Origin of the sequence: Brevundimonas basaltis (assembly GCF_014202075.1) — a bacterium.
GTDB lineage: Bacteria > Pseudomonadota > Alphaproteobacteria > Caulobacterales > Caulobacteraceae > Brevundimonas > Brevundimonas basaltis.
Genome location: NZ_JACHFZ010000002.1, coordinates 172668 through 193151, shown reverse-complemented (window position 1 = coordinate 193151; position 20484 = coordinate 172668). Strand labels below are relative to the sequence as shown.

Below are 20484 nucleotides of genomic sequence, written 5' to 3'. Positions count from 1 at the left end.
CGAATTCCATCAATGGCCGAGGAGGTCTTTTACGAAATCGTCGAGGTCGCCGCCCTCGAAGCGAAAGCCGGGGACGCCGGCGCGGCGGGCGGCTTCGAGGTCGGAGGGCCGGTCGCCGATCAGGAAGGACCGGGCCGGGTCGATGTGGTGATCGGCGATGGCGCGCAGGAGCATGCCGGGGTTCGGCTTGCGGTCCGGGTGATCGGGGTGGCGGTAGCGCTCGTCGAGGGCGTCGGCGTGGAAGGGGCAGGCGTAGACCGCGCCGATCACCGCCTGTTGCCCCGCCATGCGGCGCACCAGCAGGGTGTTGAAGGCCTTCATCTGGTCTTCGGTGAACAGGCCGCGGGCGACGCCGGACTGATTGGTCACCACCACGCACAGGTAGCCGAGCTGGTTCAGCCGGCGCACGGCCTCGCAGGCGCCGGGCATGAAGCGCAGGTGTTCTTCCAGATGGGGATAGCCGGAATCCTCGATCAGAACGCCGTCGCGATCAAGGAAGACGGCGGGTACGCCGGATGTCATGATGCCTTGGCCATACGGCGCCCCCGGCGGTCGTTGCAATCCCTCACGGGAAGTGACCCGCGCCGATTTGGCGTGGCCGCGGACGATTTGCTAGGGAGCGCCACCCCGGCGCGGTCCGACCGCGCGTTCGGAGCCTTCCCGCATGACCATCCCCTTCATCGACCTTCAGGCCCAGCGACTGCGGCTGGGCGGCGCCATCGAAGCCGCCGTGCAGGAAGCCGTTGTCGGCGGCGCGTGGGTGATGGGGCCGCAGGTTCGGCAGTTCGAGGCCGACCTGGCCGCCTTCGGCAAGGCGAAACACGCTCTCGGCTGCGCCAACGGCACCGACGCCCTGGCACTGCCGTTGATGGCCTGGGGCATTGGCCGGGGCGACGCGGTGTTCGTGCCGTCCTTCACCTTCGCGGCCACCGCCGAGATCGTGCCGTGGTTCGACGCCGAGCCGGTGTTCGTCGATGTCGACGCCCGGACCTACAACATGGACCCCGGCCATCTGGAGGCGGCCATCGAGGCGACGCTGAAGGAAGGTCGTCTGAAGCCGCGTGTGGTCATCGCCGTCGACCTGTTCGGCCAACCCGCCGACTATCCGGCCATCAAGGCGATCTGCGACAGGCACGGGCTGAAGCTGATCGCCGATTCGGCCCAGGGTTTCGGCTGCACCCTGAACGGCGACCATCCGCTGAAGTGGGCCGACATCACCACCACCAGCTTCTTTCCGGCCAAGCCGCTGGGCTGCTACGGCGACGGCGGGGCGGTGCTGGCCGATGATGACGACCTGGCCCAGCTGATCGATTCCATCCGCGTGCACGGCAAGGCGGTGGCGCGCGATCTCGAGGGCAAGACCTTCGACCACGACCCGAAATATCTGAACATGCGCATCGGCCTGAACAGCCGGCTGGACACCATCCAGGCGGCGGTGCTGATCGAGAAGCTGAAGGTGTTCGGCGACGAGATCGACATGCGCAACCGCATCGCCGCCCGCTACAACGAGGGCCTGCGCCCGCATGTGGCGGCGGTCCCGGACGTGCCGCAGGGCAATGTCTCGAACTGGGCCCAGTACACCCTCGAGCACGACGATCGCGACGGCCTGGCGGCGCATCTGAAGCAACAGGGCGTGCCGACGGCGGTCTACTATCCGATCCCGCTGCACCTGCAGCCGGCCTATGAGATGTATCCGCGCGGGCCGCAGGGCCTGCCGGTCACCGAGCGGCTCAAGGACCGGGTCATCAGCCTGCCGATGCATGCCGATCTGGACGAGGCCACCCAGGACCGCATCATCGCCGCCGTCGCTACCTTTGGAAAATAGCCGTCATTCCGGACGGCTCGCAGCGCCGATCCGGAACCCAGGCGTCCGGGTGCGGTCCCGGGTTCCGGGTTCCGCTTCGCGGCCCCGGAATGACGGGTTAGAAGGCAAGGCATGACCACTCATCAAACCACCCTGAAATTCGGCGTCGCCGGCGCCGGTGTCATGGGGCGCAACCACGCCCGCGTCCTGGCCGACATCCGCGACGTCGAGCTGACCCATGTGTTCGATCCCGACGCCGCGACGGCCGAGGGCGTGGCGGCGGCCTATGGCGCGTCGCCCGTGACCACGGCCGAGGCCTTCGTGGCGGCCGGTCTGGACGCCGCGGTGGTGGCGACGCCGAACCGGCACCACGCCGACCTGGGCGTGGCCCTGCTGGAGGCCGGCGTCCATGTGCTGGTCGAGAAGCCGATCGCCGCCACGGTGGAAGACGCCCGACGGATGATCGACGCGGCGAAGGCCAACAACCGGGTGCTGATGGTCGGCCAGGTCGAGCGCTTCAATCCGGCTGTCGACGCGGTCAAGCGGGCCATCGAGGGCGACGACGTCATCTCGATCCAGATCACCCGCGTCGGCCCCTTCCCGCCGCGCATGGGCGAGGTCGGCGTGGTCATCGACCTGGCCGTGCACGACATCGACATCATCCGCCACCTGACCGAATCCGAGATCGCCGAGGTCCAGCCGCAGCTGGCCCGCACCAAGGCCGATCGCGAGGACACCGCCCTGCTGCAGTTCCGGCTGGACAACGGGGTCATCGCCCACATCACCACCAACTGGGTCACCCCCTACAAGGTGCGCACCCTGCAGGTGGCGACGAAGAACCGGTTCGTGGTCGCCGATCTGATCACCCGTCAGGTCACGGAATATTTCGGCCAGCAGGCCGACGGCTCCTACCAGACCCGCGCCGTCAACAGCTGGCCCGCCGAGCCCCTGAAGAAGGAGCTGGAAGCGTTTGCGCATGCGATCCGCACCGGCGAACCGCCGGCGGTCACCGGCGAGGATGGGCTGAGGAACCTGGAAGTGGCGCTGAGGTGCCTGGGGGAGGGCTGAACCCTCCGCCACGCCCGCGCGTTACCGGCGCATGACCGAGGTTCCGCTTACCCCCGCTCCCGGCGACGAGGCCGAGCCCGGCGCGACCGGGACCGGCGAGAATATCTGCCCCGGCTGCAACGGCACCGGTCTGGTCGGCGACCGGCCCTGCCCGACGTGCGAGGGCTCGGGGCGGATCATCGAGGGCATCGGCGGGGGCTGACCGCCGTTCAGGCGAGGGCGCTTCGGATATCGGTCCGGGCGAAGTCGTCGCCGACATAGAGCAGCGGGCAGTCGTACAGCTCCGCAAGGGCATAGCTGAAGCTATCGCCGTAGTTCAGGCGGGCTCCGTGAAACCCCTTGCCCCAGCGCCGGTAAGCCTCCGCGGCGCGCTCCGCGAATTCTTCGTCCACTTCGACGACCGTCAGTTCAAGAGCTGTCAGGAAGGGCTTCATCGCTCGCCCGAACTCGGGACGACTCCCCACGATGAGGGCCTCTGTCAGAGTGGCGGCTGAGATGAGCAGGGTGTTATCGCGCAGGATCCCGGCGCACCGCGACGCCAGCGGCTCCTTCGCCACAACGGCGATCAGAGCCGAGGTGTCGACCGCGATCATCCAGGCAGGCCGTCGTCGTCGTACAGGAAGTCCTGGCTGCGGGCGGCGTCGAAGTCGGCCGGGAGATCGCCAACGGCCGCCTGGGCAGCCCGGATGGCGGCCATCCTCTTTTCCTTCAGCCTCGCGGGGACGCGCAGCGGGAGCAGGCGGACGATGTCCTTGCCGTGTCGGGTGAGGACGACGGTTTCTCCCTCTTCCGCGCGGCGTACGAGCTCGGTCAGCTGTGCTTTGGCTACGGAGAGGGGAACCTGGGTCATGACCAGAATATGGACCAGATGACGGTCCAATTCAATGTCTCAGCCGCCCACCACCTGCATGCCCAGCCATTCGGCGATGAGGGCCGGTTTGTCGGCGCCCTCGAGCTCGACCGTGACCTCGTGCTTGAGCAGCCAGCGGGAGCCGCCCCCCATTGGGCCCTTGTCTTCGGCGGAGATCAGTTTGAACCGCCCCCGGACGTTCGATCCCGCCGGCACCGGGGCGAGGAAGCGCAGTTTGTCGAAGCCGTAGTTGACGCCCATCACCACCCCCTCGAGCGGCGGTACGGCGTCATAGGTCATGGCCGAGAGCAGGCTGAGGGTCAAAAAGCCGTGGGCGATCGTGCCCCCGAACGGAGTCTTTGCCGCGGCTTCGGGGTCGATGTGGATGAACTGGCGATCCTCGGTGACCTCGGCGAAGGCGTCGATGCGGGTCTGGTCGACGGTGATCCAGCGGCTGACGCCGATCTCCCGGCCGATCAGGCCGGGCAGGTCGGCGACCGGCGTCGGCGCCCCCTTTCGCTCGGTGCGGCTCATGGTCTGGCTCCTAGGCGATGGGCGTGAAGCGGTCTTCGATGATGGCGGCGAACAGGGCCGGGTCGACATTGCCGCCGGACAGGACGAGGGCGGTGGTGCGACCCCGGGTCTGGAGCCGGCCGGCCAGCAGGGCGGCGAGGGAGACGGCGCCGCCGGGCTCGACGACCAGTTTCAGCGCGTGGAAGGCGTAGCGGACGGCCTCGGCCACCTCGGCGTCCGAGACGGTCTCGACCCGCTCGACGCGGCGGTTGATCGGGAAGGTCAGCTCGCCGGGCCGGTCGGTCATCAGGGCGTCACAGATGGTGCCGGGCGCGGGCGGATAGGTCTTCCGCTCGCCGGCCGCGATCGACAGCTGCATGTCATTGTAGTGTTTCGGCTCGACCGCGATGACCGGGCTGTGTGGCGCGAGAGCGGCCATCGACAGATTGATGCCGGCGAGCAGCCCGCCGCCCGAGGCCCCGCACACCAGCTGGTCGATATGGGCGCCGAGAGCTTTCGCCTGATCGATCATCTCCAGCCCGGTCGTGCCCTGACCCTCGATCACGAAGGGGTCGTCGAAGGGGCGCACCAGAACCGAGCCCTTCGACCCGGCGATCTCCTCGCCAATGGCTTCGCGGCTCTCGCTGTAGCGATCGTACATCCGCACCTCGCCGCCGAAGGCGCGAACGCCGGCCACCTTCACCGCCGGGCTGTCGGCGGGCATGACGATGATCGCCTCGATGCCCAGCATCTGCGCCGCGGCGGCGACGGCCTGGGCGTGGTTTCCCGAGGAATAGGCGACCACGCCTCGCGCCCGCTCGGCCTCGGACAGGCGGCTGATGCGGTTCCAGGCGCCGCGGAATTTGAAGGCGCCGGCGACCTGCAGGGTCTCCGCCTTGAGCAGGACGCGGCCGCCGGTCCGGGCGTTGAGCGCCGGGCTTTCGATCAGGGGGGTGCGCACGGCGCGGCCGGCGATCTGACGGGCGGCGTCCTGAACGCCGGCGAAGGAGGCGGTGTGCATGGAATATCCATACCGCGTGATTGCATCCCGGCGAAGCCGGGCTTTTCGGGGGTTCATCACAACGAACACGACGGAGAATCACAGAGGACACGACGGGGCCGGAGACTGGCGCCCATGCCGTCGTGTTCGCCGTGACCCGTGGTGTTCGTTGTGATGAACCAACCGGCGGCTGATGAGGGGGGTTGCTCCGGCTCCGCCGGGATAGCGGTTGAGTCTGTCGAAGGTCGATCTAACCTGCCCGGATGAACCGACTGATCCTCGCCATCGACCAGGGCACGACCTCGACCCGGGCCATCGCCTTCGAGTGCGGGGACGGGGGGCGGCTCAGGCCGCTGGCGGTCAGCCAGATCGAACTGGCGCAGCATTTCCCGAAGCCGGGCTGGGTCGAGCATGATGCGGCCGAGATCTGGGCGGCGACGCTGCAGACCTGCCGCGAGGTGGTCGGCAAGGCGGGCGGCGTCGGGCGGTTCGCGGCCATCGGCATCACCAACCAGCGCGAGACTTCGGTGGTCTGGGACGCCGCGACGGGGGAGCCGCTGCACCGGGCGATCGTCTGGCAGGACCGGCGGACGGCGGAAGCGACGTCGACGCTGGCGGCGGCGGGGCATGAGCCGATGGTGCAGGCGGCGACGGGGCTGATCCTGGACCCCTATTTCTCGGCCTCGAAATTCGCCTGGCTGCTGGACGCGGCGCCGGGCGCGCGCGAGCGGGCGGCGCGGGGCGAGGTCAAGCTGGGCACGATCGAGACCTGGCTGATCTGGAAGCTCACCGGCGGCGCCAGCCATGTCACCGACGCCACCAACGCCAGCCGGACCTCGCTGATGGATCTGGCGAGCCGGCGGTGGCGGCCCGATCTGGCGGCGCTGTTCGATGTCCCGATGGCGGGACTGCCGGAAATCCGGGACTGCGCCGACCATCTCGGCGATTGCGAGGCGTCGCTGTTCGGCGCGGCCCTGCCGATCCATGGCGCGGCGGGGGATCAACAAGCCGCACTGGTAGGACATGGGGCGCTGAAGGCCGGAGACGCCAAGATCACCTACGGGACAGGGGCCTTTCTGGTGGCCAATGTCGGAGCGGCGCCCGTGGCCTCGACCAGCCGTCTGCTCGGCACCCTCGGCTACGCGGCCAACGGGCAGGTCGCCTATGCGCTGGAGGGCTCGATCTTCTCGGCCGGGTCGGCGATCCAGTGGCTGCGCGACGAATTGAAGGTGATCTCGGAGTCGCGCCAGTCCGAGGCGATGGCGCAGGGGTTGAGAGACAATGGCGGGGTCTATCTCGTGCCCGGCTTCACCGGCCTGGGGGCGCCGTGGTGGGAGCCGGAGGCGCGCGGGACGATCGTTGGTCTGAGCCGCGATTCCGGCCCGGCGCAGATGGTGCGGGCGGCGCTGGAAAGCCTCGCCTACCAGACGCGGGATCTGCTTGATGCGCTCGAGAAGGACGGGGCGCCGAAGCTGAAGGTGCTCAAGGTCGACGGCGGGGTCACCGCCAACGCCTTCGCCATGCAGTTCGTGGCCGACATCTGCGAGGTGACGGTCGAGCGCCCCGCCTTCCAGGAAATGACGGCGCTGGGGGCGGCCCGGCTGGCGGCGCTGGGCGTCGGCCTGATCGGCGATCTGGAGGATCATCCGGCCGAGGCGCCGGCGCGCTGGGAGCCGCGCATGGGGGCGGACGAGCGCGAGCGGCTGCTCAAGGGGTGGCGCGGGGCGGTGAAGGCCGCCATCATCGCCGCGCAATGAGCCAGACCGACCTCGAGGACGCCCAGACCGCCTTTTCCGGCACGCGCGAGGTCGATCCGCGCCACGCGCTGAACACGCATCAGCTGGACGCCTGGCTGGAGGCCAATGTGCCGGCCTATTCCGGTCCGCTGGCCATCCGCCAGTTCAAGGGCGGGCAGTCGAACCCGACCTATGAGCTGACCACGCCCGGCCGGACCTATGTGCTGCGCCGCAAGCCGCCCGGGACGCTGCTGGCCTCGGCGCACGCCGTCGACCGCGAGTTCACCGTCATCTCGGCCCTGCACGCCCAGGGCTATCCGGTGGCGCGGCCGTGGGCGCTGTGCACCGACGAGACCGTGATCGGCTCGATGTTCTACGTCATGGACAAGGTCGAGGGCCGGGTGCTGTGGGACCTCAAACTGCCGGGCATGACGCCGGAGCAGCGGCGGGACGTCTATGACGCCCAGGTCGATGCGCTGGCGGCGCTGCACGCCTTCGATCCGGCGGCGATCGGGCTCGGCGACTACGGCCGGCCGGGCAACTATTTCGAGCGCCAGGTCGGGCGCTGGACCAAACAGTACCGGGCCTCGGAGATCGATCCGATCCCGGCCATGGACCGGTTGATCGAATTCCTGCCTGCCACCCTGCCGCCGGAGGGGCCGACGCGGATCGTCCATGGCGACTTCCGGCTCGACAATCTGATCCTCGATCCCGAGACGCCGAAGGTGCGGGCGGTGCTGGACTGGGAGCTGTCGACCCTGGGCGATCCGATGGCCGACTTCTCCTATCTGCTGATCGCCTGGGTGATTCCGGCGACGGCGCGGAACGGACTGGCCGGGGCGGACATCGAGGCGCTGGGCATTCCCACGGTGGAGCAGATGGTCGAACGCTACGCCGGTCTGACCGGGGCGCGGCCGGCCGACCTCGACTGGCTGTTCGCCTACAACCTGTTCCGGCTGGCGGCCATCTGTCAGGGCATCGCCGGGCGGGTGCGCGACGGCACGGCGGCCTCGGCCCATGCCAAGACCATGGCGGCGCAGGTTCCGATGCTGGCCGAGGGCGCCCTGGCGTTCGCGAAGAAGGCCGGGGCCTGATCCCTAGTTCGACAATACCTGCACGCGGGTCCACAGGGCGCCGCGGTTGACCACCTGCACCCTCAGCCGGGCGGGCGCGCCGGGGGACAGGGTGCAGACCGGATAGTGGTCGCCGAAGCCGTCGGCGCACAGGACCCGGCCGGCCGCGTCGCGCACCGTCAGGTCGACGTCGGTGTCGCCGTCGCCGATGGCGGCGATGCGCAGGATCTCCGCGCCGCGCGCGTCGATCTCGAAGCTCCAGCTTTCGCGGGACGCCAGCCGCCTGACCGTCGAGACCGGACCGGCGCCGAACGGCGACGACTGGACGCCGAGCATCGCGGGCGGGGGAGGAGGAGGAGGAGGAGGAGGCGGCGGCGGCGGGGCCGCGGGGGCGGGGCGGGTCGGCTGGCGCTGGGCGGGCTGGCGCGGCGCCGGCTGCCGCGGTTCGGCCAGGTCCTCGCGCTGGACTTCGACGGCGCGATCCTCGTTGCGGCGGGCCCGGGAACCGGTGACGACCACTTCCTCGACCGCCCTCTGATCAGCGCGCAAGGCAGCCGCCTCCAGCCTCAGTCCCGCCGGGGTCAGCACGGGGCCGAGGCCGGGGTCGCCGCTGGCGCCGAGGCGCAGCGGCACCTCGTCCAGCATGCGGGCGGCGATCAGAAGCGCGTCGGCGTCGCGGCGCGCGCGGCCCCAGGCCGCCAGTTCCGCGGCCGTGACGACCTGGGCCACGCCGTCGGCCTCGGGTGAGGACGCCGTCGGCGCCGGGTCCTGACGGGCGGCGGCCGCCGTACCGCACCCGGCGCAGGTCAGAACCAGGCCGAGGATGGCGATCAGACGGAGGGCCGGTGTCATGCGCGCGCCTGTGACTAACGCCCGGGGATGCGGGCGGCCAAGCTTGCACTGTGGGGGCGGGGGTTCAAGCGACGCCAGTGACGAAAGCTGACCGGGTCAGCGCGGCGGCAGCACGGCGCCGTTGAGGATGCGGCGGTCGGCCCGGGCCTGCACCAGGACGGCGACGGCCTCGTCCGCCGCCAGCCCGTCCGGCAGGTCGTAGAGGGCGGGCCGTCCGGTCCAGTCGCCGAGGCTGCGCACCGAGCGGACGACATTGACGTGGCGGACCGTCTGGCCGCGGTTGTCGCCGCGCTCGATCTGGACCGTCTGCGGCCCGGGCCGATAGACCACGGCCACGACCTCGGCGCCGCCGGCGGGGACGCGGCCCGATCCGACGCCGACCCGGTCGCCGGCCTCGCGGAATTCAATCTCGGGCGGGAAGACCCGGCGGGCCGCCTCTTCCTCGACGGCGGCCTTGAGCGCCTCTTCGCCGGCGCCCGGCACCTGACGGCGGCCGTCGATGACCACCTGCGGCGTGCCGATGGCGCGCAGCTTGAGCGGGCGGCGATAGGCGCGCTGGCGCTGGGCGAACTCCGGCCGGGCGAAGGTGTCGGGCCAGCCCAGATAGTCCCAGTAGTCGACGGCGTAGGTCAGGGCGATGACGCCGGGCGTGTCGGCGAGGGCCTCGACCCGGGTGTTGGCCTCGGGGCATCCGGCGCAGCCCTGGGCCGTGAACAGCTCGACCACCACAGGCTCGGCGGGGGGTTCGCCGCGGGGCGCGACAGGGCTCGCAGGCTGGGCGCTGGACCCGGCCGCGATGGAGGCGATCACGAGGACCGCCGCAGGGATGATCCAGCCCCTCGTGCGCATGGCGCGCACCTTAACCACGGTCGCGGAGCACGCGCCGCTCATTTTCGCGTGAGGCGTCAGACGCGGATGTCGAGCAGGGCGCCGGGACGTTGCGGGCGGTCTTCCGCGGCGCGGGTCGCCTGGGTCGCCGCGGACGGCGCGGCGGGCGGGGTCCCGGCGGGCGCGCCGACGGCGTCGAGGGCGGCGCGGAAGAAGTCCGAGCGCGAGGCGCGAACGGGCGACGGCGGGTTCTGCGCCGGGAACAGCGGCGAGGGGACAGGAGGACGAATCGCGCTCATGCCGACAGGGTTAATGAAATCCGTCGGAAATGGGTTAACGCAGCCTGGGCTCAGCGCTCGTCGGCGGTCGGCAGCGGGCGCGCCGGGGTCTGGATGGCGGCGACGAGGCGATCGATCTCGGCCTGGTCGACCAGCGGTCCGGAGGCCTTGGCCACGACCTTGCCCATGGCGTCGACGGCGTAGGTCTCGGGGGCGCCGGTAATGCCGAGGTCGAGGCCGGCGCGGCCGTCGCGGTCGACCAGAACCATCGAATAGGGATCGCCGAGTTCGTCGAGGAAGACGCGGGTGTCGGCCGGATCGTCCTTCCACGCCACGCCGACGACCGCGACGCCGCGGTCCTTCAGCGCCATCAGATTGGGGTGTTCGATCTTGCAGGGGGCGCACCAGCTGGCGAAGACGTTGATCAGCATCGGCTTGCCGACGCCGGCGGTCTTGAGGTCCAGCACGCCGGGTCCCGCCTCGGCGCCCGTCAGCATGGGCAGCACCGTCTCCGGCACCGGCTGGCCGACAAGGGCGGCGGGGCGGTACTCGCTGCTGGGGCCCTCGGCCAGCGAGCGGCCGGTGAAATCGCCCAGCCGAACGGCCGCGAAGGCCACCAGACCGACCAGCGCCACGAGCGGGATGATGGCGAACCAACGGTTCATGGACTCAGGCCTCCGTGCGGTCGGCTTCAAGCCGTTTCAGGTCCGCCGACCAGCGCCGTGCAGCCAGCAGGACGCGGGCGGCGAGGGCGGCCAGCACCGCGGCGCTGATCGTCCAGGCGGGCCAGACGAAGGCGCCGTAGGGGCTCATGTCCAGATCGAGCATGCTCAGGCCTTCCCTATGCTTCCTGGGCGCGGCGGGCGCGGATCGAGAGGACCCGGCGGCGGATGATCTCGGTGCGGATGGCGGTCAGCCAGACGGCGAGAAAGAACACCGCCCAGGCGGCCATGCTGGTCAGCAGCGGCGCCAGGATGTCGGCCGTCACCGACGGTCCGTCGGCCCGGAGCAGCGAGGCAGGCTGGTGGAGGGTGTTCCACCAGTCGACCGAGAATTTGATGATCGGCAGATTGACCAGGCCGACGAGGCCGAGCACGGCGGCGGCGCGGGCGGCCCTGGTCTCATCGTCGATCGAGGCGCGCAGTGCCATGTAACCGATATAGAAGAGCAGCAGGACCAGTTCGGACATCAGCCGCGCGTCGCCCCAGACCCACCAGGCGCCCCACATCGGCTTGCCCCACAGACTGCCGGTGACCAGGGCCAGGGCGGTGAAGGCTGCGCCGGGCAGGGCGGCGGCGCGGGCGGCGGCGTCAGCCAGCGGATGGCGGAACACCAGGGCGAAGAAGCTGGACACGCCCAGCGCCAGATAGATGCCCAGGCCGACCGAGGCGGCGGGTACGTGCACGAACATGATCCGCACCGTGTCGCCCTGGCGGAAGTCCTCGGGCGCGGTGAAGGCGAGCCAGGTTCCGGCGGCGAGCAGGACGACGGCCAGCGTCCACACCACCGGCATGAGCGGGTGGGTGAAGCGGAGGAAGCGGTCGGGATTGGCGAGGCCGAACATCGAGGCGCTCTTTAGAGGGGGAACGCCCGTCGCGCTATACGCTGGCGAGGGGCTGTGCCAGAGCGTCGCGTGGACCGGGAGGGATTTCCATGAGCGAAGATATCGTCCGCGACGCCAACGGCAATCCGCTCGCCGACGGCGACAGCGTAACCCTGATCAAGGATCTCAAGGTCAAGGGCTCGGGCGGGGTGACCCTGAAGCGCGGGACCCTGGTCAAGAACATCCGCCTGACCGGGGACTCCGAGGAGATCGAGGCCAATGTCGAGAGGGTCCGCGGCCTCGTGCTGCGGGTCGAGTTCGTCAAGAAGGCCTGAGCTTCAGCATTACGAAGGCTTAAGTAGCGTCCGGGGTGTCGCTGCGTTAGCGGGCGGGCGGAATGGAGAACCGCCGATGAAGACGCCCCCCGCCGTTTTGGCCGGACTGTCCGTGATCTTGTGCGCCGGCGCGGCAGCCGCGCAGAACGCCCCATCCGCGATGCACCAGTCCCGCGACTGGTCCGCCGCCTTGCGAGAAGACGCCACGGCGCTGCACGCCGCCATCATCGGCAGTCATCCGGGCGTGCACGACACCTTGAATCCGATGTTTCGGGACAAGGTGGACGCCAGCCTGTCGCAGGCTCTGGGCCGCGCCGGAACGACCACTGACGCCGGCGGCTGGTGGTGGGCTATGCGCTCATTCGTGGCCGGGTTTGACGACGGACACGTCCAGCTTGGCCTGACGGACCAGTCATTCTCATTTCCGACCCGGTGGCCGGGATTTCTGACCACCTATCGGGGCGGCGACGCGATTGTCGCCAGCCGGGACGATACCGACGGAAACACCCCCCCGATCGGCGCCCGGCTGGTGGAATGCGACGGCGTCTCCGCCGACCAGCTGGCCGAGGACCGGATCGGCGAATTCCGGGGGCGGTGGTTTCTCGAGTCCCAGCGCACCACCTTCGGCAGCTGGCTGTTCATGAGCGCCTCCAACCCGTGGGTTCCCGAGATGCAGACCTGCCGGTTCGAGATCGAGGGGGGCGTCCGCGCCTGGTCGCTGAACTGGCGACCGATCGAAGCCTCCGACCTGTCCACGCGACGCCGCGAACTGCTTCAGCGCCCTGCGGCGGTGTTCGGTGTCGAGGCGCTCGATGACGGCGGCGTCTGGGTATCGATGCCCTCCTTCAACGGCACGCCCGGCAGCGAGGCGCATACCGCCCTGACCGCCATGCTGGATGAGATGGGTCGGAAGCAGGGGGAACTGCGCGCCGCGCCGTATGTGGTCCTCGACCTTCGCGGCAATGGGGGTGGTTCATCACACTGGAGCGCGGCGCTGGCCACCATTCTGTGGGGCGAAGACTGGCTACGTGGCCATACCTTGCCGCCCATCGAAGCGATCGAGTGGCGCGCGTCCGAGCCTAATCTCGCGACGATACAGGGCTATCTGGATGAATGGACCGCCGCCGGCGAAGACGCGGAGCGCATCGCCTGGGCCCGGCGCATAGTCGACGGAATGACCGAGGCGCGGGCCGCCGGAAGACCTTATTGGCGCTCGGTCGCGACCACCGGCCCAGAAGTGACGTCGGAGTTGAACTCTCCGCTGCTGGTGGGCGGCCGTGTCTATGTCCTGACCGACCCCGCCTGCGCCTCGGCCTGCCTCGACGCGGTCGACATCTGGAAGGCCGCCGGAGCCGTCCAGATCGGTCGCGAGACCTCGGCCGACACGGTCTATATGGATACGCGCACCGAGCCTCTTCCCAGCGGCCTTGCGAACCTCACCCTGCCCATGAAGGTGTGGCGCGGGCGCCAGCGCGGCAACAACGAACCCCAACGGCCCGCCCATGTCTTCGACGGCGATATGAGCGACAGCGCCGCGCTCAGGGTCTGGATACGATCGCTGACCTGAGGCCGGATCAACCCTGCGCGTTTCGGATGGCCGCCGCCCCCGCGAAGGGCGTGACCACCGCCGCGAACAGCACATACGCCGTCAGCAAGGCGAGGGCCGGACCCGGCGAGAGGCCGTTCACCCCCCGCTCCAGCGCCCCGGCGCCGAACACCACCGGCGGGATGAACAGCGGCAGGACGACGACGGCGATCAGCAGGCCGCCGCGCTTCGAGCCCAGCGCCAGCGCCGCGCCGAGCGCCCCGGTCAGGGCGAAGCCGAGCGCGCCGATCAGGGCCGACAGGGCGACCAGCGGGGCCTGGTCCGGGGTCAGGCCGAGGGTGATGGCGGCGACCGGTGCGGTGACGGCGAGCGGGACGCCGACGGCCAGCCACTGGGCCGCGGCCTTGGCGAGGACGACCAGTTCGAGCGGGGCGGGGCCGAGGGCGATCAGGTCCAGGGCGCCGTCCTCGTGGTCGCGCTCGAACAGCCGTTCCAGCGACAGGATCGAGGACAGGGCCAGAGCCAGCCAGGCGACTCCGCCCGCGACGGGTCTGAGCCCTGCCGGATCCCCGCCCGCCGCCAACGGCACCAGCACGGTGAGGCACAGGAAGAAGCCGCAGGCCAGCAGCGGCCCGCCGCCGCCGGCCCAGGCGAGGGCCAGTTCGCGCCGGAACAGGATGGACAGGGCGCTCATCGCCCGACTCCGATGTCGAAGGCCCGCGCCGTCACCGGCAGTGGATCATGCACGGCCGCGAGGATGGCGCCGCCCTTGTCGACATGGGCCTGCATCAGCAGCCCCAGCGCCTCGCGCCAGCGCGCATCGAGCGGAGCGAACGGCTCGTCGAGCAGCCAGATCGGCCGCGGCGTGGCGATCAACCGGGCGAAGGCGAGGCGGCGGCGCTGACCGGCCGACAGCTGGCGCACCTCGAGATCAAGCAGGGAATTCAGCGCCAGCAGGTCGACGGCGGCGTCGATGCCGGCCGCGTCTGCGCCCAGCCAGGCGGCCTGAAAGGCCAGCTCCTCGCGCGCCCGCCGAGCGCTCTTGAGCCCGTCCAGATGACCCAACCAGTGCAGATGCCGGCGCCGCGCCTCGGCCGGTTCGAGGTCGCCGAAGGCGATGGTCCCGGCGTCCGGCCGGAGGAAGCCGGCGACGGCCCGCAGCAGGCTGGTCTTGCCAGCTCCGTTGGCCCCGGTCAGGGCCACGGCCTCGCCGGCGGCCAGCGTCAGGGACAGGTCACGGAACAGCACCCGCTCGCCGCGCGACAGAGTCAGACCGGAGACGGTCAGCATCGGCGAGCCGGTTCGCAGTTGCGAACCTCTCTCAATACCCATGCCGGCGACGTGGATACATGGACGGAGCCCCCGCGCATCGCTATATCCAGCCTCGCTGCAGCAGGCGTTCGCCGCGCGCGGCGGGGACCTGTGCGCCCCGCCGTCTGTCGCGCGACCGCGCAACCGGATGTCCGGGCGGCGTTGACCAGAGGAACCTCTCCCATGCCGTCGAACGACAGCTTCAAGACCCGTCAGGACCTTTCCGTCGGGCGCAAGAAATACGCCTATTACAGCCTTCCGGCCGCCGAGGAAGCCGGGCTCACCGGGATTTCCCGCCTGCCGCGCTCGATGAAGGTGCTGCTGGAGAACCTGTTGCGGAACGAGGACGGGGTCTCCGTCACCGAAGCCGACCTGCGCGCGGTGGCCGCCTGGATCGACAACAAGGGTTCGGTCGAGCACGAGATCGCCTTCCGCCCGGCCCGGGTGCTGATGCAGGACTTCACCGGCGTGCCCGCCGTGGTCGATCTGGCCGCCATGCGTGACGCCATGTCGGCGCTGGGCTCGGACCCGTCGAAGATCAATCCGCTGAACCCGGTCGATCTGGTCATCGACCACTCGGTCATGGTCGACCATTTCGGCACCCCGGGCGCCTTCACCCAGAATGTCGAGCGTGAGTACGAGCGCAACATCGAGCGCTACAAATTCCTCCGCTGGGGCTCGACCTCGTTCAACAATTTCCGCGTCGTGCCCCCCGGCACCGGCATCTGCCACCAGGTCAACCTCGAGAACCTGGCCCAGACCGTGTGGACGGCGGACGAGGGCAAGAAGACCGTCGCCTATCCGGACACCGTGGTCGGCACCGACAGCCACACCACCATGATCAACGGCCTGGCCGTTCTGGGCTGGGGCGTCGGCGGCATCGAGGCCGAGGCGGCCATGCTGGGCCAGCCGATCCCGATGCTGATCCCGGAAGTCATCGGCTTCAAACTGACCGGCAAGCTGCCGGAAGGCGCGACGGCCACCGATCTGGTCCTGACCGTGACCCAGATGCTGCGCAAGAAGGGCGTGGTCGGCAAGTTCGTGGAATTCTTCGGCGACGCCATCGCCGGGATGACCATCGAGGATCAGGCCACCGTGGCCAACATGGCGCCGGAATACGGCGCGACCTGCGGCTTCTTCCCGGTCTCGGCGGCGACCATCGCCTATCTGACCGCCACGGGCCGCGACAAGGCGCGCGTCGCCCTGGTCGAGGCCTACGCCAAGGCCCAGGGACTGTGGATCGACGAAACCTCCGAGGACCCGGTGTTCACCGATGTGCTCGAACTGAACATGGCGGATGTGGTGCCGTCGCTGGCCGGTCCGAAGCGGCCGCAGGACAAGGTTGAACTGACCACCGCCGCCCCGGCCTTCGAAACGGCGCTGGGCGAGGTATTCAACCGCGCCGCCGACGCCCCGCGCGTGGCCGTCGAGGGTGAGAATTTCGGCATCGGCGACGGCGATGTGGTCATCGCGGCCATCACCTCCTGCACCAACACCTCCAACCCGTCGGTGCTGATCGCCGCCGGTCTGGTGGCGCGCAAGGCCCACAAGCTGGGCCTGAAAGTCAAGCCGTGGGTCAAGACCTCGCTGGCCCCCGGCTCGCAGGTGGTCACCGACTATCTGACAGCCGCCGGCCTGCAGGCCGACCTCGACGCGCTCGGTTTCAACCTTGTCGGTTACGGCTGCACCACCTGCATCGGCAACTCGGGCCCGCTGGATCCGGCCATCTCGAAGGCGATCAACGACAACGGCCTGGTGGCCACCTCGGTGCTGTCGGGCAACCGCAATTTCGAGGGCCGGGTGAACCCGGACGTTCAGGCCAACTATCTCGCCTCGCCGCCGTTGGTGGTGGCCTACGCCCTGGCCGGCTCGATGCGCATCGACATCTCGAAGGACCCGATCGGTCAGGACAAGAAGGGCAAGGACGTCTTCCTGAAGGATATCTGGCCGACCTCGAAGGAGATCGCCGACATCCAGAAGAAGTCGGTCACCCCGGCCATGTTCGCCAAGCGCTATGCCGACGTCTTCAAGGGCGACAAGCACTGGCAGGGCATCAAGGTCGAGGGCGGCCAGACCTACGCCTGGGACGACACCTCGACCTATGTGCAGAACCCGCCCTATTTCGAGGGCATGACGATGGAGCCGGCCCCGGTGGCCGACATCGTCGAGGCCCGGGTTCTGGCCATCTTCGGCGACTCGATCACCACCGATCACATCAGCCCGGCCGGTTCGATCAAGAAGTCGTCGCCCGCCGGCGCCTATCTGACCGATCACGGCGTCGAGGCGCTGGACTTCAATTCCTACGGCGCGCGTCGCGGCAACCACGAAGTGATGATGCGGGGCACCTTCGCCAACATCCGCATCCGCAACAAGATCACGCCCGAGATCGAAGGCGGGATGACCAAACACTTCCCGTCACAGGACACGATGTCGATCTACGACGCGGCCATGCGCTACCAGGCCGAAGGCCGGCCGCTGGTGGTGTTCGCGGGCAAGGAATACGGCACCGGCTCGTCGCGCGACTGGGCGGCCAAGGGCACCCGCCTGCTGGGCGTTCGCGCCGTCATCGCCGAGAGCTACGAGCGCATCCACCGCTCCAACCTGATCGGCATGGGCGTCGTGCCGCTGCAGTTCAAACAGGAGGGCTGGACCCGTCTCGGCCTGACCGGCGAGGAGATCGTCACCATCCGCGGCCTGTCGGACGCCAACGTCGGCAAGCTGCGCCCGCGTCAGGATCTGTGGGTTGAACTGTTCCGTCCGTCGGACGGCAAGATGGCCCGCTTCCCGGTGCGCTGCCGCATCGATAACGCCACCGAGATGGACTACTTCAAGGCCGGCGGCGTCATGCCCTACGTCTTGCGGAATCTCGCGGGCGGCCCGGAAGCCATCGCGGCGGAGTAGGCCGCCGACCACCGACACGAAACGAGGCCCGGCGGATCGCTCCGCCGGGCCTTCTTCTTGCTCTTGCCCGCCGGTCTCTCGTCGGACCTGTCGGCCGTCCATGCCGGCGGGGGCATGGACCAGGGGCGCGCCCCTTCGACGGCGAGAGCTTCAATCACATCTCATCGGGTGGAATTCTGAAGCCCGGGCGGGCGTGGATTGCGCCCGAACGCCTCCATGCAGAGGGCGCGACCCAGCTCTTCCGCCGCATGGGAAATGGAATCGCCGAGTAGACGCTCGACAAGGTTTCCCGTGCGCGCCCCGACGCTGATCCGATAGCGACCGACGACCGGCGGAACGGACCGCCCGGCGCCATCAGGTTCGACCAGTTCGACGAACTCAACGACGGCCGACATCTCATCGACCCCGCTTCCATCCGCCAGCGACCCGGCCCGATTGTCGTAGCTCAACTGATCGACGTAGATCGTGGCGTCCAGCAACTGCTCGCCGGTGGCGCAATATCTGAGTTCGTTCCGGATCTCGCTCTCGATGTCGCTTTCGAGAGACGTTTTCCGCGCGTCGTCGACCACCCCGACGCGATGATCCGCATCTGTCCTCTCGGCATAGCGGAGAAAGACGCCCGGCGCGGTCAGGACCCTGACGTAGCGGATGCCGGTCTGATCGGCCACGTCCGGCGGCAGGTCGAAGGGCGCCCCGCCGACGACCTCGGGCACCGTCACACAGGCTGAGCTGAACAGCGCCAGGGCTGCCGCGACCGGGAGGCTCCTGACGCTTCGCATTCCTCGCCGGCTCATCGGGTCACCGTGATCTGTTCGCATAGCTGTTCTCCGAAGGTCTCCGCCGCCGCGGTGCGCCGCGCGGTCAGGTCGCCGCCGGTCGCCGGCAGGTCGGCGCGGATCGGGTAGCGGACGATGACGCGGCCCTTGGCGTCGTGCAGATCGACAGACCCGGGCAGGCGCACCCGCCCGTCGCCGGCGATCAGGTCGCCGCTTCGGTCGAGGGCGTGGATGAAGACGATCGCCCGCACCGGCCGCCGCCCATCGAAACAGGCCGTCGCGCCGTTGCGGAAAGCCGGAACGAAGATGTCGGAAAAGGCGTCGGGCGGATTGTAGAAGGCGCTTCGAACCTCGACCCCGTCGATGAACAGGGCGCCGACGAGGGCGGGATCGAGGGCGATCTGCGCCGGCGGGTCCATGTCCCAGAAATCGCTGACGCAGGCGGAGAGGCCGACGCTCGCCAGGACCGACGCTGCGATGATGCGCACCGTCCTCATTTCAGCCCCGCGTGGCGTTCCGCAGCCCACGCTCGCGCGGATTGCGGCCGAAGGCCTCCTCGCAGACGGCGCGGCCGAACTCTTCCGCCACCATCATCTGACGGTCGCCGAACAGGCCGCCGATCCGACCCTGGGCGCTGGTCGCCGCGGTGACCGGAAAGCGGCCGACGACGAGATTGCCCCGCGACGGATCGACGAACTCGACCGTGCCGGAGATCGTGTGCACCCCATCGCCGTTCAGCAGCGTCTCGAGCCGCCCCGCGCGGTCCAGGTCCTCGATGTGGATACGGACGTCGATCGGCGCCGTGCCGTGCATGCACAGGCGCAACTCCTCGTGAACTTCCTCGGTCAGGGTTTCGGAAAAATCATTCTCGGCGTTCAGCCAGTTGCTGGACATGTAGATGGTCCCGACCTGGGCGGTCTCCTGCAGTCCGGGTGGCAGATCCATCGGCGGGCCGCCGACGATGACCGGCGCGCAGGCGGCTGTGGAGAGAATGGCGGCGGCGGCCGCGGCGGCGAATAGCGACTTCATCGAAGGCCCCAGTTGTTCCTGTGACGCTTAAGCCGCCCGGGCGGTGAACGGTGGATGAACGCCGTTCATCCGAAGATTAAATCGCCGTAAGGTCGGGCCCTGGGCGGCGGCCGAGGCCGTTCTCAGCCTTTGAACACCTCGACCCCGATGTCGCCGTCGGAGGTCAACCAGGCCCGTTTCATGCCCTGGCTATTGAAGGGGGCGGCGATGGCGCCGTGACGGTCCAGCGCGATCAGGCCGCCGTCGCCGCCGAGGGCGCCGATCTCGTCGATGACGCCCTGCGTCGCCTCAGCCAGAGACTGGCCGGCGGCGACGCGCCAGCTGACCTGGGCCGTGGCGGCCACGCGCATGAAGTATTCACCCTGTCCGGTGGCAGAGGCGGCGATCCGGTCATCGGCCCACGTTCCGGCGGCCGGGATCGGGGTGTCGCCGACCCGTCCGGGCATCTTGCCGAACACCCCCGCCGTCGAGGTCGCCGCCGCCAGCCGGCCTTGCGCGTCCAACACGCAGCAGCCCACCGTCCCGTGGCTCAACGTGCCCGGCGGATGATTGTCCTCGCCCTTGCCGGCGCGGGTGAACCAGGTCTCGGGATCCTCGACGCGGTCCAGCCCCTGATCGGCGCAGAAGGCCGCCGCGCCCTCGCCAGCCAGCATGACGTGGGGCGTCCGGTCCATGACGGCGCGCGCGGCCGCGACCGGATTGCGAAATCCCTGCAGGGCGGCCACCGCCCCGGCCCGGCGCGTGGCGCCGTCCATCAGGCTGGCGTCCAGCTCATAGGCCCCGGCCAGATTGGGCGAGGCGCCGCGTCCGGCGACGTAGAGGCCCGAATCCTCCAGCAGCACCGTGGCCTCGACCGCGACATCCAGCGCCGACGCGCCGGCGTCTAGCCGCGCCTTCATCGCCTCGACCACCGCGCGCATGTGGGCGATCTCGCTGTCGTAGTCGCGCTCGCGCCGGGCGCCCGCGCCGCCGTGGAGGATGAGGGCCGTCATTCGGTCTGGTCTCCTGATCGCCCCTTTTCAACGGGCGGGACGCTGCTTA

25 protein-coding genes are annotated in these 20484 nt (G+C 69.6%); 8 read left to right on the top strand and 17 right to left on the bottom strand.

Features of this window, described 5'->3' with window-relative positions; translation table 11 throughout:
• Positions 1-9: 9 nt before the first annotated feature.
• A complete protein-coding gene (locus tag HNQ67_RS05440; RefSeq protein WP_183253177.1) occupies positions 10-522 on the bottom strand; it encodes a D-glycero-alpha-D-manno-heptose-1,7-bisphosphate 7-phosphatase in 513 nt (170 codons plus the stop codon).
• A gap of 142 nt (positions 523-664) precedes the next feature.
• On the opposite strand from HNQ67_RS05440, the gene HNQ67_RS05435 reads away from it, so the two are divergent.
• The 3 genes from HNQ67_RS05435 (at position 665) to HNQ67_RS05425 (ending at position 3074) form a co-directional block, all read left to right on the top strand.
• Positions 665-1825 (top strand): DegT/DnrJ/EryC1/StrS family aminotransferase, encoded by a 1161-nt coding sequence (locus HNQ67_RS05435; RefSeq protein ID WP_183253175.1) that lies wholly within the window; start codon positions 665-667, stop codon positions 1823-1825.
• 111 nt (positions 1826-1936) lie between these two features.
• Positions 1937-2872 (top strand): Gfo/Idh/MocA family protein, encoded by a 936-nt coding sequence (locus tag HNQ67_RS05430; protein WP_183253173.1) that lies wholly within the window; start codon positions 1937-1939, stop codon positions 2870-2872.
• 31 nt (positions 2873-2903) lie between these two features.
• Positions 2904-3074 (top strand): hypothetical protein, encoded by a 171-nt coding sequence (locus tag HNQ67_RS05425; RefSeq protein WP_183253172.1) that lies wholly within the window; start codon positions 2904-2906, stop codon positions 3072-3074.
• Positions 3075-3081: 7 nt separating this feature from the next.
• On the opposite strand, the gene HNQ67_RS05420 is transcribed toward HNQ67_RS05425, so the two are convergent.
• Genes HNQ67_RS05420 through HNQ67_RS05405 form a run of 4 tightly spaced genes read right to left on the bottom strand, consistent with a single transcriptional unit; the run spans position 3082 to position 5256 of the window.
• On the bottom strand, positions 3082-3465 hold the full coding sequence (locus tag HNQ67_RS05420; protein ID WP_183253170.1) for a type II toxin-antitoxin system VapC family toxin: 384 nt from the start codon (positions 3463-3465) through the stop codon (positions 3082-3084).
• Entirely contained in the window at positions 3462-3722 is a 261-nt protein-coding gene (locus HNQ67_RS05415) for a type II toxin-antitoxin system Phd/YefM family antitoxin (RefSeq protein WP_183253168.1), read from the bottom strand. Before HNQ67_RS05415 ends, HNQ67_RS05420 begins: the two co-directional genes overlap by 4 nt.
• 39 nt (positions 3723-3761) lie before the next feature.
• Positions 3762-4256 (bottom strand): MaoC family dehydratase, encoded by a 495-nt coding sequence (locus HNQ67_RS05410; RefSeq protein WP_183253166.1) that lies wholly within the window; start codon positions 4254-4256, stop codon positions 3762-3764.
• 10 nt (positions 4257-4266) lie between these two features.
• Positions 4267-5256: a threonine ammonia-lyase gene (locus HNQ67_RS05405; RefSeq protein WP_183253164.1), complete on the bottom strand. Its 990-nt coding sequence runs from the start codon at positions 5254-5256 to the stop codon at positions 4267-4269.
• A 242-nt stretch (positions 5257-5498) separates the two neighbouring features.
• Here HNQ67_RS05405 and glpK point away from each other — a divergent pair, with 242 nt between their 5' ends.
• Complete coding sequence (gene glpK / locus HNQ67_RS05400; RefSeq protein ID WP_183253163.1) at positions 5499-6992, top strand: glycerol kinase GlpK; 1494 nt, start codon at positions 5499-5501, stop codon at positions 6990-6992.
• The gene (locus HNQ67_RS05395) at positions 6989-8065 is read left to right on the top strand and encodes a phosphotransferase family protein (protein WP_183253161.1); all 1077 of its coding nucleotides are present in this window, start codon (positions 6989-6991) and stop codon (positions 8063-8065) included. The genes glpK and HNQ67_RS05395 overlap by 4 nt, the downstream gene beginning before the upstream one ends.
• Positions 8066-8068: 3 nt before the next feature.
• Here the strand turns inward: HNQ67_RS05395 and HNQ67_RS05390 are convergent, their stop codons facing one another.
• From HNQ67_RS05390 to ccmC, 6 genes are all read right to left on the bottom strand, one after another.
• Positions 8069-8896, bottom strand: a complete 828-nt coding sequence (locus HNQ67_RS05390; RefSeq protein ID WP_183253159.1) for a hypothetical protein — start codon at positions 8894-8896, stop codon at positions 8069-8071.
• Between the two features lie 96 nt (positions 8897-8992).
• On the bottom strand, positions 8993-9745 hold the full coding sequence (locus tag HNQ67_RS05385; protein WP_183253156.1) for a DUF1223 domain-containing protein: 753 nt from the start codon (positions 9743-9745) through the stop codon (positions 8993-8995).
• A 56-nt stretch (positions 9746-9801) separates the two neighbouring features.
• A complete protein-coding gene (locus HNQ67_RS05380) occupies positions 9802-10023 on the bottom strand; it encodes a hypothetical protein (protein ID WP_183253155.1) in 222 nt (73 codons plus the stop codon).
• Positions 10024-10073: 50 nt separating this feature from the next.
• Positions 10074-10667: a DsbE family thiol:disulfide interchange protein gene (locus HNQ67_RS05375; protein ID WP_183253153.1), complete on the bottom strand. Its 594-nt coding sequence runs from the start codon at positions 10665-10667 to the stop codon at positions 10074-10076.
• Between the two features lie 4 nt (positions 10668-10671).
• Entirely contained in the window at positions 10672-10830 is a 159-nt protein-coding gene (ccmD, locus tag HNQ67_RS05370) for a heme exporter protein CcmD (protein WP_183253151.1), read from the bottom strand.
• Positions 10831-10843: 13 nt separating this feature from the next.
• Positions 10844-11566, bottom strand: a complete 723-nt coding sequence (gene ccmC / locus HNQ67_RS05365) for a heme ABC transporter permease CcmC (RefSeq protein WP_183253149.1) — start codon at positions 11564-11566, stop codon at positions 10844-10846.
• A gap of 89 nt (positions 11567-11655) precedes the next feature.
• On the opposite strand from ccmC, the gene HNQ67_RS05360 reads away from it, so the two are divergent.
• Both HNQ67_RS05360 and HNQ67_RS05355 read left to right on the top strand, forming a co-directional pair.
• On the top strand, positions 11656-11880 hold the full coding sequence (locus HNQ67_RS05360; RefSeq protein WP_183253141.1) for an alkylphosphonate utilization protein: 225 nt from the start codon (positions 11656-11658) through the stop codon (positions 11878-11880).
• Between the two features lie 76 nt (positions 11881-11956).
• Entirely contained in the window at positions 11957-13447 is a 1491-nt protein-coding gene (locus tag HNQ67_RS05355; RefSeq protein WP_183253140.1) for a S41 family peptidase, read from the top strand.
• 7 nt (positions 13448-13454) lie between these two features.
• Here HNQ67_RS05355 and ccmB read toward each other — a convergent pair whose 3' ends face one another.
• Together ccmB and ccmA are read right to left on the bottom strand one after the other, a co-directional pair.
• On the bottom strand, positions 13455-14120 hold the full coding sequence (ccmB, locus tag HNQ67_RS05350) for a heme exporter protein CcmB (protein ID WP_183253138.1): 666 nt from the start codon (positions 14118-14120) through the stop codon (positions 13455-13457).
• On the bottom strand, positions 14117-14716 hold the full coding sequence (gene ccmA / locus HNQ67_RS05345; RefSeq protein WP_246347487.1) for a heme ABC exporter ATP-binding protein CcmA: 600 nt from the start codon (positions 14714-14716) through the stop codon (positions 14117-14119). The genes ccmB and ccmA overlap by 4 nt, the downstream gene beginning before the upstream one ends.
• A gap of 204 nt (positions 14717-14920) precedes the next feature.
• Between ccmA and acnA the strand changes: the two genes are divergently transcribed.
• Positions 14921-17638, top strand: a complete 2718-nt coding sequence (acnA, locus tag HNQ67_RS05340) for an aconitate hydratase AcnA (RefSeq protein ID WP_183253134.1) — start codon at positions 14921-14923, stop codon at positions 17636-17638.
• Between the two features lie 161 nt (positions 17639-17799).
• Here acnA and HNQ67_RS05335 read toward each other — a convergent pair whose 3' ends face one another.
• The 4 genes from HNQ67_RS05335 to HNQ67_RS05320 form a co-directional block, all read right to left on the bottom strand.
• The gene (locus tag HNQ67_RS05335; protein WP_183253132.1) at positions 17800-18357 is read right to left on the bottom strand and encodes a hypothetical protein; all 558 of its coding nucleotides are present in this window, start codon (positions 18355-18357) and stop codon (positions 17800-17802) included.
• 71 nt (positions 18358-18428) lie between these two features.
• On the bottom strand, positions 18429-18902 hold the full coding sequence (locus HNQ67_RS05330) for a hypothetical protein (protein ID WP_183253130.1): 474 nt from the start codon (positions 18900-18902) through the stop codon (positions 18429-18431).
• A 10-nt stretch (positions 18903-18912) separates the two neighbouring features.
• On the bottom strand, positions 18913-19443 hold the full coding sequence (locus HNQ67_RS05325; protein ID WP_183253128.1) for a hypothetical protein: 531 nt from the start codon (positions 19441-19443) through the stop codon (positions 18913-18915).
• 122 nt (positions 19444-19565) lie between these two features.
• Entirely contained in the window at positions 19566-20435 is an 870-nt protein-coding gene (locus HNQ67_RS05320; RefSeq protein WP_183253126.1) for an isoaspartyl peptidase/L-asparaginase family protein, read from the bottom strand.
• Positions 20436-20484 lie beyond the last annotated feature (49 nt).